This is a genomic window from Candidatus Nitrosotenuis aquarius (assembly GCF_002787055.1).
In the GTDB taxonomy this organism is placed as follows: domain Archaea; phylum Thermoproteota; class Nitrososphaeria; order Nitrososphaerales; family Nitrosopumilaceae; genus Nitrosotenuis; species Nitrosotenuis aquarius.
Genome location: NZ_CP024808.1, coordinates 423,874 through 440,650, shown reverse-complemented (window position 1 = coordinate 440,650; position 16,777 = coordinate 423,874). Strand labels below are relative to the sequence as shown.

22 protein-coding genes are annotated in these 16,777 nt (G+C 39.1%); 11 read left to right on the top strand and 11 right to left on the bottom strand.

What is annotated here, in order from left to right; translation table 11 throughout:
* Window position 1 precedes the first annotated feature (1 nt).
* From NAQ_RS02590 to NAQ_RS02580, 4 genes are all read right to left on the bottom strand, one after another.
* Window positions 2–469, bottom strand: coding sequence for a VOC family protein (locus tag NAQ_RS02590; RefSeq protein WP_100182113.1), 468 nt, complete (start codon window positions 467–469; stop codon window positions 2–4).
* A 72-nt stretch (window positions 470–541) separates the two neighbouring features.
* Window positions 542–1,027: an MEDS domain-containing protein gene (locus NAQ_RS02585; RefSeq protein WP_100182112.1), complete on the bottom strand. Its 486-nt coding sequence runs from the start codon at window positions 1,025–1,027 to the stop codon at window positions 542–544.
* 25 nt (window positions 1,028–1,052) lie between these two features.
* Window positions 1,053–1,187 (bottom strand): hypothetical protein, encoded by a 135-nt coding sequence (locus NAQ_RS10390; RefSeq protein ID WP_256387162.1) that lies wholly within the window; start codon window positions 1,185–1,187, stop codon window positions 1,053–1,055.
* A gap of 213 nt (window positions 1,188–1,400) precedes the next feature.
* Window positions 1,401–2,420 (bottom strand): SDH family Clp fold serine proteinase, encoded by a 1,020-nt coding sequence (locus tag NAQ_RS02580; RefSeq protein ID WP_100182111.1) that lies wholly within the window; start codon window positions 2,418–2,420, stop codon window positions 1,401–1,403.
* Window positions 2,421–2,793: 373 nt separating this feature from the next.
* Between NAQ_RS02580 and NAQ_RS02575 the strand changes: the two genes are divergently transcribed.
* From NAQ_RS02575 to NAQ_RS02560, 4 genes are all read left to right on the top strand, one after another.
* Window positions 2,794–3,624 carry a hypothetical protein gene (locus NAQ_RS02575; RefSeq protein ID WP_100182110.1) on the top strand — a complete coding sequence of 277 codons (831 nt, stop codon included), beginning with the start codon at window positions 2,794–2,796 and terminating at the stop codon, window positions 3,622–3,624.
* Window positions 3,625–3,684: 60 nt separating this feature from the next.
* Complete coding sequence (locus tag NAQ_RS02570) at window positions 3,685–4,014, top strand: ArsR/SmtB family transcription factor (RefSeq protein ID WP_100182109.1); 330 nt, start codon at window positions 3,685–3,687, stop codon at window positions 4,012–4,014.
* Complete coding sequence (locus NAQ_RS02565) at window positions 4,011–5,993, top strand: heavy metal translocating P-type ATPase (RefSeq protein ID WP_100182108.1); 1,983 nt, start codon at window positions 4,011–4,013, stop codon at window positions 5,991–5,993. Before NAQ_RS02570 ends, NAQ_RS02565 begins: the two co-directional genes overlap by 4 nt.
* A 109-nt stretch (window positions 5,994–6,102) precedes the next feature.
* The gene (locus tag NAQ_RS02560) at window positions 6,103–7,038 is read left to right on the top strand and encodes a F510_1955 family glycosylhydrolase (RefSeq protein ID WP_100182107.1); all 936 of its coding nucleotides are present in this window, start codon (window positions 6,103–6,105) and stop codon (window positions 7,036–7,038) included.
* 21 nt (window positions 7,039–7,059) lie between these two features.
* Here the strand turns inward: NAQ_RS02560 and NAQ_RS02555 are convergent, their stop codons facing one another.
* A complete protein-coding gene (locus NAQ_RS02555; RefSeq protein WP_320410628.1) occupies window positions 7,060–7,827 on the bottom strand; it encodes a CFI-box-CTERM domain-containing protein in 768 nt (255 codons plus the stop codon).
* Window positions 7,828–7,978: 151 nt separating this feature from the next.
* Between NAQ_RS02555 and NAQ_RS02550 the strand changes: the two genes are divergently transcribed.
* Window positions 7,979–8,536, top strand: coding sequence for a hypothetical protein (locus tag NAQ_RS02550; RefSeq protein WP_100182105.1), 558 nt, complete (start codon window positions 7,979–7,981; stop codon window positions 8,534–8,536).
* Between the two features lie 18 nt (window positions 8,537–8,554).
* Here NAQ_RS02550 and NAQ_RS02545 read toward each other — a convergent pair whose 3' ends face one another.
* Together NAQ_RS02545 and NAQ_RS02540 are read right to left on the bottom strand one after the other, a co-directional pair.
* Window positions 8,555–9,112: a stage II sporulation protein M gene (locus NAQ_RS02545; protein ID WP_100182104.1), complete on the bottom strand. Its 558-nt coding sequence runs from the start codon at window positions 9,110–9,112 to the stop codon at window positions 8,555–8,557.
* A gap of 4 nt (window positions 9,113–9,116) precedes the next feature.
* The gene (locus tag NAQ_RS02540) at window positions 9,117–9,806 is read right to left on the bottom strand and encodes a glycoside hydrolase family protein (RefSeq protein WP_100182103.1); all 690 of its coding nucleotides are present in this window, start codon (window positions 9,804–9,806) and stop codon (window positions 9,117–9,119) included.
* A 108-nt stretch (window positions 9,807–9,914) separates the two neighbouring features.
* Between NAQ_RS02540 and NAQ_RS02535 the strand changes: the two genes are divergently transcribed.
* Entirely contained in the window at window positions 9,915–10,196 is a 282-nt protein-coding gene (locus NAQ_RS02535) for a hypothetical protein (RefSeq protein WP_100182102.1), read from the top strand.
* A gap of 6 nt (window positions 10,197–10,202) precedes the next feature.
* A complete protein-coding gene (locus tag NAQ_RS02530) occupies window positions 10,203–10,415 on the top strand; it encodes a hypothetical protein (RefSeq protein WP_100182101.1) in 213 nt (70 codons plus the stop codon).
* Here NAQ_RS02530 and NAQ_RS02525 read toward each other — a convergent pair.
* A complete protein-coding gene (locus NAQ_RS02525) occupies window positions 10,412–11,317 on the bottom strand; it encodes a cupredoxin domain-containing protein (protein WP_100182100.1) in 906 nt (301 codons plus the stop codon). The two genes, NAQ_RS02530 and NAQ_RS02525, sit on opposite strands and share 4 nt — an antisense overlap.
* Window positions 11,318–11,450: 133 nt before the next feature.
* On the opposite strand from NAQ_RS02525, the gene NAQ_RS02520 reads away from it, so the two are divergent.
* The 4 genes from NAQ_RS02520 to NAQ_RS02505 are packed head-to-tail and all read left to right on the top strand — an operon-like array spanning window position 11,451 to window position 14,944.
* Complete coding sequence (locus NAQ_RS02520) at window positions 11,451–11,834, top strand: hypothetical protein (RefSeq protein WP_100182099.1); 384 nt, start codon at window positions 11,451–11,453, stop codon at window positions 11,832–11,834.
* A 3-nt stretch (window positions 11,835–11,837) separates the two neighbouring features.
* Entirely contained in the window at window positions 11,838–12,353 is a 516-nt protein-coding gene (locus NAQ_RS02515) for a winged helix-turn-helix transcriptional regulator (RefSeq protein WP_100182098.1), read from the top strand.
* Window positions 12,354–12,357: 4 nt separating this feature from the next.
* Window positions 12,358–14,079: a peptidase gene (locus tag NAQ_RS02510; protein ID WP_100182097.1), complete on the top strand. Its 1,722-nt coding sequence runs from the start codon at window positions 12,358–12,360 to the stop codon at window positions 14,077–14,079.
* Window positions 14,072–14,944 carry a cation diffusion facilitator family transporter gene (locus NAQ_RS02505; RefSeq protein ID WP_100182096.1) on the top strand — a complete coding sequence of 291 codons (873 nt, stop codon included), beginning with the start codon at window positions 14,072–14,074 and terminating at the stop codon, window positions 14,942–14,944. The genes NAQ_RS02510 and NAQ_RS02505 overlap by 8 nt, the downstream gene beginning before the upstream one ends.
* A 61-nt stretch (window positions 14,945–15,005) precedes the next feature.
* Here the strand turns inward: NAQ_RS02505 and NAQ_RS02500 are convergent, their stop codons facing one another.
* From NAQ_RS02500 to NAQ_RS02490, 3 genes are all read right to left on the bottom strand, one after another.
* Window positions 15,006–15,890 carry a PEFG-CTERM sorting domain-containing protein gene (locus tag NAQ_RS02500; protein WP_100183405.1) on the bottom strand — a complete coding sequence of 295 codons (885 nt, stop codon included), beginning with the start codon at window positions 15,888–15,890 and terminating at the stop codon, window positions 15,006–15,008.
* A gap of 64 nt (window positions 15,891–15,954) precedes the next feature.
* Window positions 15,955–16,278, bottom strand: coding sequence for a YnfA family protein (locus NAQ_RS02495; RefSeq protein ID WP_420887496.1), 324 nt, complete (start codon window positions 16,276–16,278; stop codon window positions 15,955–15,957).
* The gene (locus tag NAQ_RS02490; RefSeq protein WP_100182094.1) at window positions 16,272–16,631 is read right to left on the bottom strand and encodes a YnfA family protein; all 360 of its coding nucleotides are present in this window, start codon (window positions 16,629–16,631) and stop codon (window positions 16,272–16,274) included. The genes NAQ_RS02495 and NAQ_RS02490 overlap by 7 nt, the downstream gene beginning before the upstream one ends.
* Window positions 16,632–16,777 lie beyond the last annotated feature (146 nt).

Here is a 16,777-nt window from a genome sequence, read left to right as displayed (position 1 = left end):
ATTACTTGCAAACGGTTTTCATCCATTCTTGGCCTGCCTTTACAATTTCATCAGGAGTCATGTCCTTGATGTGAGTTGCAACGGTCCAGTTGTGACCAAAAGGATCTTCAATGTTTCCCATCCTGTCTCCCCAAAACGCGTCCGTTGCAGGCATTTTTATTTTGGCGCCGTTTTCTGATGCCTTTTTGAGTGTGGCATCCACATTATTCACGTAGAGATAAATTCCACTGCTTGTGCCACCGACTGATTGCGGAGACATGCAGCCCATTTGTGGCATTTCGTCGTTGAGCATTATGATAGAGTCCCCAATCTTTACTTCTGCATGCATTACTGACTTGCCGTCAGGGCCTGCCATTTTGAACAATTCTTGGGCGTCAAAGACTTTTTTGTAAAAATCTATTGCGGCATCTGAATTTTTTACAGTAAGACACATTGTTGCGGTGTGCATCCCATGTGGTGGATTTGTCATGGTGTGAATTTCTAATTCTAGCTATTAAGGATTTTTCTAAATTATTTTATCGAATAAAATCATCGGTATGATTTAGGACGAGTCGACTAGTTCTGGAGCAACCTGGGGATAGTATGGGCAGACGACTCTGATTGGGATCTCAAACTTTGGGATTGACTCGTGCCAGACTTTCTCAAGACTGATGCATTCATTGTGTTTTCCTGTTATTGCCAATGCGCCTGCAATTGTTCCCAGTACATTTATGCCGGATTTTTTCTTTGATTTTGCAAGGCTAGTCACTTTGCTCATTTTCTTCAATATTGGCTTTATTTCACCGAAATTAGCCTTGTCAAAAATCTCTTCATGTGATAGTATTACAAGATCTTCTGAGTTGATAAGATCAAATGCATTGATCCCGTTTTCTTGCAAAATCTGGGCATATTTTTGAGCATCACGCTCTGAGAGAATCAACACATTTAGAAAATTCATCTTCAAGCCTTGCAATACAAATTCTGTGAGTTGTCCTCCAAAATCCTCGTCACTGTGAATAGTAAATGCCAGATGATCATAGTTTTCCATATCTGAGATTTTTTCTAAAACAGCACTATGCCTGTCTATTGGTCTTTGCCTTTTTTGTGTTGATTTCCTGAATCTTTTCCCCAACCATGTCGTTGATGAGCGACGATATGCTCACCGAGGCGTTTCTCTCCAATATTTTCTCTGTTTGAATCTTGAGCAATTTTGTGAATAGCTTGTCGTTTAGTATTATGGTGGTTCGCTTACCTATGCCGATGTGGATTTTTTGCTGTTAAAATATTTTACATACTGTATGATCGCACATGAAAAAAGATGTGCCAAGGGTGGGCTTAGCTAAAATTATTCAACACCCTCGCCATTGTATTGATGATCAGTTTGTTACCCTAATCTATCACATGTGCGGTAACGTCGTTTTTCAAGATCCTGGTGGGGCTTGGTCTTCAGGCAATGGAGCAGGTTTTATTGGTGGCACAATTTGTGGGGGCATGAGAGGTATCTGTATTGGTATTTGTTGGGTTTGGTTCACGTATGCCTTACCAAGGTGATTTTCAATAATCTTGACTGCATTTGTACCTCCAAACGTATGTGTAGTTGCATGATATACCGATAGAACTAGATCTTGTAATTCTTGGTCTTTTTCAAGATCTTCTATTAGGAGTCCTATATTTCGAGCCTGTTCTTTATCGATGTGCCTGCTGTGTGTTTTGAATGCATCGTGATCTGATAGATAATTTGCAATTTTCTTAACTACTTTATCTGCACCTTTTTTGTCTCCAAACATATAGTTCTTCAACCATTTTGAAACAAGCTCTTTTGACAAATCAATAGCATTCATGCATTGGATCAGAATTCCTGGTGGATACTGGCTGAGTAGGGGCATCCAAGATGCCAGTTTTTTTGGATCCTTTTTCGCATCTGTTGTGGCATAATCGAATTGTTGTAGTATGGCCAATGCGGGAATTGCCCTTAAGCCAAACTGTGTTGGTATGATCATCTGTGGATCTATTGGTCCGAGATAGGAATGATTGCCCATCAAAATTCTATTGGATGAACATGAAATCATAGTTGCAGCGGACATTGCAGCATAAGGAATTATCACTCGTACATCGTCAAATTTCTTTCTAAGGTATGAAACAAATGCTTCTGCAGCCTCAGGTGAGCCGCCAGGACTATGAAGTATGAGATCAAGCTCTTTTCCCTGCAAACCATGTACCACTTCCATCAACCCCTGAATGTCTTCTTCAGTAATGCTTAGCAAGTCTGGATGTGCACTTAGACCAGTTTTTGTCCATGCTGTCGCATAAAGAATCGTATTTCTGCCTGTTTTTTGATACAATAATTGAAGATATTTTCTTCTTATCACATCAAACGGAGGAGCTTTGATCTGTTTGCCTGTCTCTTGTAATTCTGTTAGTATTTCTCCCCACGATGGCATGTCTTAACAAGAAGAATTGGTAGTAGAAATTATACTTCGTGGTCTTGTATTTGTCAAGTATTCGTTTGATTGTTTGACTAACTGATCGTATTGTCCATAGACCTCCATCAATTCTGTTATGCCTGGTTGTCTTGCAGCTTGTTTCATGAGTGAATCATACTTTTTTTGTGGATCGATGTGTTTGCTCAAAATACTCTCAGCTCTCGCTTAGTTACGTTTACAGCCTAAATAAGTGTACGTACATTTTATCCACCCGATCTGTTCATTTTTTTTGGCTGATACTTGACAGAGTAAAATTATCAAGTTCATACCTGAGAATCAAGCCTGAAAATCAATATGCAACATTATTATCTCTAGCATACCATAACGCCATATGACAAGCCAATACGTTTGGATTGGAATTGCAGTGGGCGTCTTTTTTGCAGGACTTGGAATAGGCTATGCTACATTTTCAGCAAATCAGCCAGCCAATTTTATGCATATGAACCCTCAGCAAATGCAGCAAATGATGAACAATCCACAAATGATGACCCAGTGGCATCAAACCATGATGAGCAATCCTCAGGCCATGAACACGTGGATGAATACTATGATGTCAGATCCACAAGCAATGCAACAAATGCATAACATGATGGCAAGCAACCCTCAACACATGCAAACCATGATGGGCCCAATGATGAATACCATGATGGGCGATCCTGTAATGCAACAACAAATGATGAACATGATGATGGGCAATCAAGGTATGATGGATGCAATGATGCAAAATCAGCCGATGATGAACATGATGATGGGATCTGGTATGAATCAAGGCATGATGGGAAACAACATGATGGGCTCTGGTATGATGGGTGGAAACATGATGATGGGCAATATGATGATGGGTCAGCCAATAACTAGGAACAGTGATGTCCTTTCAACAATAAACAACATAGAAGATCTGCTTGACCAAACATCCTCAGAATACAATGACGGAAACCAAGACACTGCGTTTTCGCTTGCGACTACCGCATACTTGGAAAACTACGAGTACATTGAAGGAAACATCGCCTCAAAGAACCTGCAACTAATGCAAGAAATCGAGTTAATGATGAGAGTAGACTTGCGCAACATGATACAAAATGGTGAGCCCGCAGAGGACATTGACGCAAAGATTGACTCTATCAAGGCCGAGCTTGCAAAAGTAAAAGAACTATTCTCCTAATCTTTTCCTCTTTTTTCTTTGTATCAAAGCTTTTAATCCATCATATCATTATATAATAATATGACAATACAACAGGAAAAACTCAAACTGAAGGCAAAGCTTTTCCGAGGTCTGGGGGATTCTACAAGACTTGCCATACTAGAATCTCTTAGAAATGGTGAAAAATCTGCATCAGAAATAACAAAAAAGGTTGCCCAAAGTCAATCAAATGTCTCTAATCATCTTGCCTGTCTTTTGGAATGCGGCCTTGTCAAAAATAGAAGAGATGGAAAGAATATTCTTTACAGTTTGGCAGATAAAAAAATCGAGGAAATCCTAGAGGATGGTGAAAAGATCCTATCAGAAGTAGCAAAGAGAATCTATTCTTGTGTAAACTATGACGAACCATGATGATGCAAAAAGAAACTTCATGTGTAGCATGTAGCTGTGGCGATGAGCATGACGATGGCTCTGATAAAACCAAAATCCTCATAATTCTTGGAATTGCTCTGACAATACCAATAGTGATTTTGGAAAGCCTGCCTCAGCATTCTATCCCAGATTATGTTAGTATGATTCTGGCAACTCCAATCCAATTTTTGCTTGGATGGTCTTTTTACAGGAATTTTGTCCGAAAGATCAAACAGAAAACACCGTTTACAACAGATACGCTGGTAGTTTTGAGTACCAGTGTTGCATACGTGTATAGTGTTGTGGCTGTTTTTACTGTATCTCATGCACCATTTTTTGAGGCATCGTCTTCAGTTTTGACCATCTTTACAATAGGCGAATGTCTTGAAAAAAGAGTCAGAAAGACCACTTCAGAATCAATAAAGAATCTACTAGAGTTAAAGCCAAAGATTGCCACAGTGATAAGAAACAACAAAGAGTTGGAAATCAACGCTGATGCCATTGTGGTGGGCGATATTGTTGTCGTAAAATCTGGGGAAAAAATAGCAACAGATGGAATAATAATTGAGGGTGAATCCTCAATTGACGAATCCATGATCACTGGCGAATCAATACCCGTGGATAAGAAAATTGATGATCAAGTAATTGGCGCAACAATTAACAGAAATGGATATTTGAAATTCAGGGCAACAAGTGTTGGTACCGATACTGTCCTTTCCAGCATTATAGAAATGGTAGAAAAGGCAAGAAGCTCAAGAGCACCAATTCAGAGAACAGCCGACAGAGCTGCACACTATTTTATTCCAATCGTGCTTGTTATTGCGACTGGCTCGGCGTTATTGTGGCTTGCCCTAGGACAGGATCATGCGTTTTCTCTGACTGTGTTTGCAACTATTCTTGTAGTGTCGTGTCCGTGCGCATTGGGGATTGCTACACCTATGGTGGTATCTTTGGGAATAGACAAGGCAGCAAGACAAGGGGTTTTGCTAAAAGGCGGGGAATATCTAGAGAAACTTGCTACAATAGACACAGTAGTTTTTGACAAAACTGGCACGCTTACTACAGGAAAACCAACAGTTACTGACATTATTCCAAACAATACGTATGATGAAAAAACCGTTCTACAGATTGCATCTTCCATAGAGTCAAAATCAGAACATCCAATAGCGCACGCCATAGTATCAAAATCTTTAGAACAGAAATCCCAAAATCTTGATGTTTCTGAATTTTCTGCATTGTCAGGTTATGGCATAACTGGTGTCTATCAGCAAAGAAAAATCTTTGTTGGAAAACCAAACGCAAACAACATAATTTCAGAATCATTTCAAAAGAAAATACAAAGTCTTGAATCAGAGGGAAAAACCGTAGTCTTGGTATGTATCGAGAATGATGTAGCTGGCATAATAGCTGTATCTGATAGTGTGAGAGAAAACGCAAAGCATGTAATAGATGAAATTAAACATCTCGGATTAAATGTGATACTCTTAAGCGGTGATAACCAAAGAACGGCAAAATTCGTTGCCCAAAAGCTTGGCATATCAACAGTTCTGGCAAACGTTCTCCCTGCTGAAAAATCAGGACAAATAAGAGCCCTTCAGGAACAAGGGAATAAAGTTGTCATGGTTGGTGACGGAATCAATGATGCGCCAGCATTAACACAAGCCAACATTGGAATCGCAATGGGATCTGGAACAGATGTTGCGATGGCTGCAGGACACGTCGTACTGATGAAGAACGATTTGCATGATGTTCTTTATGCTCTGAAAATAGGCAGATATTCACTGCTAAAAATAAAGCAGAATTTAGCTATTTCATTTGCCTACAATTCCATAACCATTCCAATAGCCGCAGGAATTCTATATTGGATGACCCAATCACTGGTTCTGACGCCAGCGCTTGCAGCACTTGGGTGGATAGTAAGTGATTCATCTGTGTTTGGAAATTCCTTACTTGTTAAAAAATTCAAATTCAAACACTAGATATGTTAAGAACAGTTTACAGTTGTAAAGTATGGAATTCAAATATCAGATTTTCAAATTAATTGATCTGGACAAATTGTTTTATTCATACAGAGAGGACAAGGCGTAGTTGAATCAAATAGGCAGAATGAAGAAGATCGTCATAGTATCAGTCATTGCAGTGGCAATAGGGATTGGTGCATCTTTTTTGACTGATCTCAGAGCTCCCGATTCGGATGTCTCAACACAAAATCCTAGAACAATATTCTGGCGACACATCCATGGATTGGGAATTGATCCTGTAGATAGGACTGTTTTGTACATTGCGACCCATGGTGATTTTTACCAGAGCGTAAACGGTGGCGCACCAATAAAGGTGGATGAACAGCGAGCCGATTACATGGCATTTAATGCACCATACTCACGAGGAACACCTCTATACGCAAGTGGACATCCTGCAACTGGCGGAAATACTGGGCTAATCAAAAGCACGGATGGTGGTAAAACTTGGCAACAAGTTGCTACAATACTAGAACCACCAGTTGATTTTCATGCAATGTCAGTAAGTAAATCCGATTCCAATGTGATAATTGGTTATGATAGCGCTGGTAGAGGACTGTTCAAGACTAATGATGCTGGTAGGACTTGGGAATCACTACCCATACCAGATTACATCACCACTCTTGCCATTGATCCTAATGATGTTAATGTGGTATTTGCAGGATTTGCTGGTACTCAAAAAGGAATAGCAAAATCAACGGATGGTGGAACAAGTTGGATGATGCTTGATGGCTACAATGGACTAACAATTTTCACGTTGTATTTCGATGATAACGGTATCTTGTACACTCATACGTCTGAATCAGGTCTTGCAAAATCTATTGATATGGGACAATCTTGGCAGAAAATCAACAAACCTGATTTAACTATTATGAGTATAGCTGCAGATCCGTATAACAAGATAATCTACGTTGCAGGCTATTCTTCCGATGGATTTCAAGAGGCCTATAGAAGCTTAGATGATGGCAATAACTGGAATTTGATTGCAACCAACAAAGAATTGTAAGTGTCACAACTGAAATTTGCTCTAATTTTGTATTTTTTGCCTTATTTTTAGAATTGCAATGGCTGGCGCAACAAAGTAAATTCCTACATTGAATAATAGAATTCCGATTCCATATCCTAGCATTTCCTGCTCAGAGTCAATATCAACATAGTTCAGAATAGATAACGTGGAAAGCATTGGTGTTATTGTAGTCTTTACTATTTCTCGAAATAATGGGTTTTGTCTTTCTAAATCTGCTACACTGGGACTGAATGAATAGTAAAATTCATTGAATCCTGACATAAATGTAGTTCCTATACTTGTGTTATACAAAACACCATCTCTAAGTTCTCGTAGCTGCTGTACTTGTGGTGCTATTTCTGTTCCAAAAGTAGCGGTTGCAATCAAACATCCGCCGCCATCTTTAGCCCCGTTTGTGGTTTGAGCAGTAGCCATTCCAATCGTCTTGGTAAATGTGACTGTCTCTGTAGGAAGTGGTTTAAACAGAATGCCCTCAATTTCTATGGTGATTTTGTGTTCTCCGTTTTCCCTGAACACCACGGGTAGAGTAACTGAGCCTGTGGACGTGTGGGTTAAAGGAATAGGTCCAAAAATTGTGCTTTCGTCTTTAACAACAGTGACCTTGTAGTCAACATGTTCCTGTATTTTCTTTGTTACTGGATTTATGAAATCAATTTTTAATTTAGATTGTTGATCAGTTATTGGGTTTGCAGGTTCTGTGGATATATCCACAAGTAACGTGCCTTTGTCTGTTGGTAATTGCTGAATCTCTTGTGCAAAAACTGGCAACAAACAAACTGAAAATAGTAATAATAAAAATTTCATAGAATGAGAAGTATTTGTAATGTATTAATACTTAGATTCAATACTGGTAAAATCAATAAAGTGGTTTGGTCTCTCTACCAGAAATATTTTAAGAACAGCTGGAATTCTTTTCACAATGAATAAAAAACTCGGATTACTGACAATGGCAATACTATCTGTCAGCCTGCTAGGTAGTGCTTATGCGCACAAAGGACAAATTGTAGGTGATTACAAAATCGATGCGGGTTGGAAAAACGAGCCACCAATAGCTGGTAAATCCAATGCTATTGAAGTAATAATTACTAAAGCATCAATGTCTGAAAAGAAAATCGTCAGTAAAGGAGAACACAAAGATGACGGCCACAAAGACGATCATAAAAAGACCAATGCCAAAAAATCAACACATGATGAAAAATCAAAGAAAAATCATCATTATGATTCAAAGAAAAACTCTAAACCAAAAAAAATTACAAACGGAATATCTGGTTTAAGTAAGAATGTCGAAGTAGATGTGACGCTGAATGGTCAAAAAACCTTTCTTACTTTGGTAGAAGACCCAAAAAACAAGGGAGCGTATCATGGTGAATACACACCAAGTGAATCTGGTCACCCTACAGTGCACATTGCAGGAAAGATAAAAGGTGTTGATATTGAAGCCACATTCCATCCAGAAAAGGTAGAGCCTAAAAAATAACCTGCACTTTTGTTGTAGTTATTCTCTCACCCACTTTATTTTTGGTGTTGATTCGGAAAATGTTTCAATCATGTATGCCTCAATGATCCCACCTGCGAGCAATAATCCAATCAAAATTCCCATCTCGTAGAGAATGACCTTCCATTGAGGTCTGATTGGTATTTTTTTGATTATGTGTACAATCAAAATGCAACTACGTGACATGGCAAGTGCATATGCGCCAAGCTCCATTATTCCAAATGGCGTAGAGAAAATCATAGCAATCGGTGGGATTTTTACAAAAAGCGAATCTATTGTGGTGGATAATGCGGAAAAAGCAAAGCCTGTCGAATATGCTGAAAAAATTCCCCATGCAACGCCAAACCCTGGAATGAACATGGGTAATGCTAGCTGAACATTGTGCAAAAAGATCTGCACTCCAAAATTCTCGTTTTGTATTTCGGCAATCATTTTCTCAAATTCTTCCAAGAATGCCTTTGCCTCGTCTTCTGGGACATCAACGGTAGCCCCAATGGAAAATGTTGCAGAAAATACTACCAAAAAGACAAAAAACAGAATTATTCTTCGTTTTAGCATACTATCAGCCTAGTGGCCTGAATGAATCCATTATGTCTCTGATCTCATCTCTTGTTTGCGATAGCATGAGATATGGCGGATCACCGCTATATTGAAGCATGTATAGTTTGTTGTTATGTATTTCCAAGATCTGCTCACCATAGGTTCTTGTTTTGTTCTGGAGTGTGATTTCTGCGCCAAATATCGACCAGTTATTTTGCGGTGATATTTCATCTATTATGATATTTGAATCAAATTTGGCTATCGCATCTTTCTGTGATTGTACGTAAGCATCTAGATCAAAGTTGTCAAATTGTGTCAAATCAAAGACTGCGATGAATATGGCCTTTTCATCAACTTTTTTCACATACATTCCGCCAAGAAATTTTTTACTTGAGACTGTTTGTGAGCCCAACACATCATCTATGTTAGAATCAAATTCCCACCGTTGGTTTGGTTTTGATATTTGAAAGCCAAGAGAACCATCTACATACGTGAGATCATTTTTAATGCTTGAAAAACCCCCAATCTGTTTTTGTTCATACAGCCGAATCGTACCGAATCCAGATTTGACTTCCGCCCAATCCGAAGCGCTTGTTTTAATGTCCGAGTATGGGTTGAATTTGATCTCCCAGACGGCTAATCCGATAATTGATGCAACAAACAATCCGATTAGGGCAAATTTTACAATTCTGACTTCACATTCTGATTCCACAATAATTCAAGATACATTCAAAATATTTCTGTAATTTAGTTATCTGTTGTTTTATGATTTTACCAGTTATCTATAAGACATAATAACAGTTCATCTTGCTGTCCAATATTGTCTTTTGAAGGAAAACGAAATCTAACTGTTCTGTTTATTGTTGCAGGAATTGCAGTCGTTGCATTCATTGCGTTTTCCATGTTCAAAGATGCACCGCTGATACGAGAACAAATAACCGAAGAAGTCACCATCAATGGCAAAATAGACAATTCTTGTGTCGTCGAAACAAATGATTCCGTAATGTCTTCGAAAAAAATTGAAAATTGTGATCTAATGGTTGGAACCAAAGTCACAGTTCTCTATCAAAAGGCATTGCCTACTGCAGAGATTGTGAAATAAGCGAAGATGAGCTGCAAGGAGATCTGCAAGAGTTATCGAGCAATAAAGCCAAAAGGTATTGGAAGATATGCCGCAGGACAAAAAAGATGCCAAGTATGTGAGATGTTTGTAAACTGGGATGGGACGTATTGTCCATGTTGTGGTATGAAGCTTAGAAAGGTACCACGAAATTCATTTTACAAGCAAAAACTAAGAACAGAATCAGAGAAGATAATCTAGTGCTTCTTCTTCACTGTCCAAATTATGCCTATTATTAAAATCGCAGGTGCTGCCAAGATTACCCAAAGACTCACCTGATAAATGATTGGCTCACCCTTGTTTTGGGATATTATGGCATCGGCACTCAGTTTTGTACTGTTTCCATAAACAACAGTATCGAACTCAGATACACTGAACTTGTCTTTACCCATGTTCTCCAGTCGTATTTTTAGTGGGCCTGGTTCTGTAAACACAAAATATTTTGTATCGCTACCGCCCTCAGAAAACCCATTTGAGCGGTGAATTTCTTTTCCGTTTTGAACTAGAACAAAGTCATATTCAAAAGCATGTAGTTTTGTAGCACCATCAATTTTGAAAAAATCAAGCGTAAAGAGTATCTGCTCCCCAGTTTTTATCACAACTGGATCCCAATACAAGCCGTTATGGTATTTCTTGTCTGTACTTACCGTCATTGCAGGAAGTTTTAGCTCGTATCCTGCAGCATTATGTGAATATGGTGGAATTGGGCCATCTACTACAACCACCCCATACATCCAAGGATGAATTGTGCAAAAATATGGAAATGTTCCTGGCCTGATGAACTTGTAAGACCAGACCTCGCCTTGTCCAAAAAGACCACTGTCGAATATTCCAAAGAAAATCCCCGGTGTTCCAGTCACACCACCTGCCCTGCCGCTTGACTGTCCGCTGGTAACTGTGTGTCTGTCTGTATCTTGATTTGTCCAAGTAATGGTATCGTTGACTAGTACTGTAATCTTTGTTGGTATGTACCATTCTTCAGCAAACAGGTCTTTTTTGAACTGTGGATCATATGACGGATTCCCAGCACCTTTTGGAATTATAACATCATAGTTTGATTCTGCAAATGCATACCCAAATGATGTGGATATTAAGAAAATCAATAATAATAGACGCACAAAATTTGTTAGGTCATTCTCGTATTTTAATGACTAATTGACTTTCAGTTGTGGTTTTGCCCAGTTTTGCAATTTTACCAACTTCTTTAATTACAGGGCCAAGTTCATTGATCACAAATTGCAAAGGACGTTCTCCACAACCCGCTCTAAATCTAGACTGCTTGTGATCCTGTCAATTAGCATTTGTGGTGCGACGCTACCCTTTGCAATTCCTCATATTTTAGTAGGTCATGGACTCCATGCCGCAATTCACATAATCAGCATAGCTCTTGGAACCTTTCTCTCAGTGATTGGTCTGTATACTTACAAATCATTCAAGACCACAAGGCTGTTTTTGATGATGTGCGCATTTTATGCCGTGACTGCAGCGGAGACATTTTCTTTTTTGAACATGGTCTTTCCGTTTGTTCCATCCAATGTTGGTCTTGATGGATTAATATCCCATACACTAATACTGCTAATGTTGACGTTTTTTGTCATTGGGATATTCAGGTCTGATTAAGTCATGAGATATCCAAATTACAAGTATAATCCTAGGGTGAATCATCTTCTCACAATATTGGAGGAAAAACCAGCTTCTAGGTTTACGGATCTAATGAATGGCTCGGGTCTAAAAAACGGCGTCGTAAGTCATTATTTGAAAATGATGGAAAAGATGGGGATCATTAGATCAAGAAAAATAAAGAATCAGGATTGGTATTTTGCGTCTACGTCTGATGAGTCCAAGGATTTTCTTTTCATCCATTTGCGTAAAGAGACAAGCAAGAAAATCCTATCCTTTCTTTTGAATGGTGATGCGACATTTGCGGAAATCCTGGATCACATAAAAAAGAGCCCATCAACTATCTCAATTACATTATCTAATCTTTCCAAGGTTAATCTTGTGATTGCAGAACCTGGCGTGATGAAAAAATACCGTATAGTAGATAGGGAGTCCACTACTAAAGCGTTAGAGCAGATGACCCTGAATGTATCTGACACTATTCAAGACAGATTTGCAGATTCGTTTTCATATTTTTAACAACTTGAAAATAATTCTAGGAATTGTACTCATGCTGGTCGTTTCTATGACTGTGGCAGATTCTGCATTTGGGCACGGTATAGGCGGTGAGAATCTGCCTGTATCTGTAGGTGGTAGAAATGCAACTCTGTTTGTTGGTGTGCAGCCGTCTGTCTTTGATCCTACAAACAATGAAAGTTATCTGACAGTCAAGCTAACCGATGGAAAGACGGAAGCTGTAATAGAACATGTTACGTTTGTGATGGAATTAACAAAGGACGGAAAGCAAATCTTTAAGGAAACATTTCACGATGATCTGGGGAATGTCAACATTAAAGTAATCTCAAAAGACTCTGGGCAACTCAAAATTGACGGCGATAAGGAATCTGCTAGTGGGGGCTGGACTAGAAAGATGTTTTCATCCTTGGCAATGGAAGGTCCAATATTTACTTCAGGCGGATTGTACAAGTTTCACATAGAGATCATTGGAATAGACTCTGATCAGAACTTCCTTGCTGAACCACCTAATCTTAATGGGGCAATAAGCATAGCCGAAAAGACAAGTCATTCCGTGACTGGAATTGATCAGAAAAAGTATGCTGTAGGCGTCACATCATACTATGACCGAATCAATAATTTTGCATTTGATACAAAAAACAGCATGGTAAGTTTTGATATGCCGTTTGATTGGAGCTACCAGAACATCAATCAAACCAGTGTAGTGCATCAAGAAATCCACATACCAAAAACGTTCGCAGAAATGCTTGTGACCAAATATGACGCCACACTTAATGACATTCCCTTAAAGGAATCCTCTGTAACCATAGATGATTATTCAGAGGAGGCACGAATAGTGCATTTGGTGATAAATCAAAAGGATCTCTTGGAAATGACTGACAAGACAAACGAGCATCAAATGCGTTTTACAGTCATGCCATCAAAGAATGTCCAGTTTCCATTGCAAGCGACCACTGGCAATGCACAGTTTCAGGTTGGACTCTCGTGGGATCCTCCAGTGATTTATCCAGGCCAAAATGTGGATTTTTATGTAGATTTTAATGAATTGTTTACTGACAAAAAGCCAAAAAGTACAACATATGATTTTGTACTGTCTCAACACGGAAACGAAATATTCAGAAAAAAGTCAACTGGACTTACAAATTCACCTACAAAAACAAATACTGAAAGCTATACATTCTCATCCGATGATCTTGGGCCAATCATAGTTTCAATCAAACAAATAGGTGACAACCAATATGCAAATGCTGATTTTGTTGCAGTTGTAAAACCAATAGAAAAACCCCCACAGACATTCCCAATCCGATTGTCTAGTACCACAAATGAGCCTGGAACTGCAGAAGATGGACGGTATTTTGTTGATCTTACTTGGATTCCGTTAGATCTCACCACGCAGGAGGAATCTGAATTTATCATCACGATATATGACCAGGAAACTCTGTTGCCCATTCCAAAGGCAGAATATGATTTTGTTGTACTTCAAAATAACAACGAAATATTTCGACACTCGGGAATTGCACAGGCTGGGGGAGATTTTGTCAATTTCAGGTTTTCAGAGCCAAATGTTGGCCAGGCCACACTGCGAATAGAAAATATTGATAAAAGCTCCGAATACGTTGAGATTCCAATTTCTGTCACCCCTGAATTTCCACTATCTTTGATTGTGCTTGCAGCTGTTTTTTCTCTGATTCCTTTATTCTCTTTTGTGAGGAATCGACTAATTGCATAATCACACGGAACACAAACTTTGGCTTGTCTTTGTAATTTCAATATCCGTTTTTGTGATGGAAGTTGTAGGGGGAATCCTGAGCAACAGCCTTGCTTTAATTTCTGACTCGTTTCATGTAATGTTGGATTTTTCTGCAATTGGAGTGTCTCTGATTGCATTTAGGATTGCAAAAAGACCGCACTCTGCCAAGCTCTCATTTGGGTTTCACCGAGTAGAAATAGTGGCCGCACTGATAAACGGAATTACACTCATTCTTGTTTCTGGTTTTATCTTCTATGAGTCATACAAACGATTCTTAGATCCTCAAGAAATAGAAACAAACACACTGCTTGGATTTGCAATAGCTGGATTTGTAGCAAATTTGATAATGATGTTCGTACTCAAAAAAGAAAGTCATTCGAATCTTAACATCAAAGGATCCTACACCCACGTAATTGGTGATATGTTGTCCTCCATCGGTGTGATCGTGGGTGGAATACTCATCAGCCTTACTGATTATCCAATAATTGATCCAATAGTAAGTGTAGGAATTGGCATACTGATAATACGGTCTGGCATATTGTTGTGTAAGGAATGTATGCACATATTCATGGAAGGAACGCCAAGGGAGATTAAACTAGAGTCAGTCTCAGATGAAATCGAGGCATTTGAAGGTGTCTCCGAGGTTCACGATCTGCATATTTGGACTCTAACATCAAACGTATTTGCAATGTCTGCACATGTCAAAATCCAGCCCGAATTTATTGCACAAACCAACAGTCTATTACGAAGAATAAACGAAACCATGAAAGAAAAATTTGGCATCAATCACTGCACTGTTCAGATCGAGCATGATCTTATCAGTCCAGATAAGAAAAAGACCTGATTATTTCAGAATGCGTATTAGTTAGAATGTCAACATGTCAAAATAAAAAAGAAAAGAAACTCTAAAGTCTTGGAATTACTTTAGATCGTGCTGTTATGGCAACAATGCTTACTATGGCAGATGCCAAGATGATCATTGCAAGTGGGCCAAATTCTGGAACCACTGAAGCAGATACTGCTTCTCCCTTTGGACCTGTCCAGTTTGCCTCATCATCTGGCAATCCTATTCCTAGAATTGTGACTTGGACATCTAGTGGACTATCTGATCCTAGAGCAGCTGTTGTGAATTCCATGATTCCCGACATTGCGTGTTGTTTTGTTTCTGCAAGAACTTGTTCTTCGTTCTGCATTGCTGTGATCTCAAAGTTTACGTGTTCGACTGGATTTTTCTCAGCATCAGTGAATTCTACTGATACTGCAGCTTCTTCCCCCCGTGTTGGTACGTCAGAATTGATTCGAATCATAATGGAACCATCCTGAGACATTACTGTTGCGCCAGTACCTTCATCAAATGTATCATCATTTGATTCGTCATGATCTTCCTCGGCCGTTTCATCATGCTCTTCTTCTGATGCTTGAGCAATTACCGTGCCTTGCATCCATGGATGCACTAGGCAAAAGTAGGGAAATTCACCAGATTCCTCAAATTTATGGGAAAATGTCTGACCTGAGAGGAATAATCCGCTGTCAAAGGTTCCATCTGGACCATCCTTTGGAGTTCCGCTTGTTACAGTGTGTGAAGCACTGTCATCATTTGACCACATCACTTCACCGCCGACGTCAACTGTTACTTCGGATGGGATATAGCATTCATTGGTTTCCTCACATCCTGGTGTTGAGGAGCCGACTGGTACGCTTATTTCGGTGGTTGGGTGATCTGCAAATGCTGGAACAGCTACCATGAAAGCAAAAACTGCTAAAATGGAGCCTAGTACTATTGTTTTCATTGTTGTGATTTTGATCTTTGATGAATAAAAATCCACAACAAACTGGTAAAATCATCAAAGTAAATCAGCGTGGAAAATAGAAGATTATTGTAACACCAATCAGAACTATGATAGAGCCTATGATCTCAAACCTGTCTGGTTTTTTCTTGTCAACCCAATAACCCCACAATACCGATGAAACGACAAATATTCCGCCATACGTTGCATACACACGTCCAAATTCGGCTGGTTGCAGTGTTGGAATTATTCCATATACAAATAGAACTAGACCTCCAATCAAACCAAATATCTTTCCTTTGTGTTCTCGCAACCACTTCCAAACCAGATATCCACCCCCAATCTCCAACAATGCGGCTAAAAAGAAAGCTGTCAGTGTGGTGACTATGATTTCCAAATCCTTTCCTTCTTTCTTGGATAATAGTATATGATCAAAACACCAACAACAGCAATCAGCGTTCCAATTACATCATAATTATCAGGTGGTACATCGTCGATTAACCATCCCCATAAAATTGACATGACTACAAAGACTCCACCATATGCTGCATAGATTCTATGAAAATTGGCCTTCTGAAATGTCGGGACAATTCCGTACAAAAACAAGACAAAGCCGCCAACAGCGCCAACCCACCATGCAAAACTATCTCGCAACCATAACCAGACCAAGTAGCCCCCTCCTATCTCACATAGTCCTGCCAAAAAGAAGAGAAATGCAGATACTGATACCTGTCTAAAGTTCAATGAGTTTTGAGGATCAAACCGTTATTTTAAATCAAATAATCAAATAACAATCAAGGTTATCTTGAAACTCAGTTTGTTGAATTTCTTTACTATCTGCTTATACTCTGAATCAATGTTATTGGCTCACCGCTATTCTCGTTTGATTA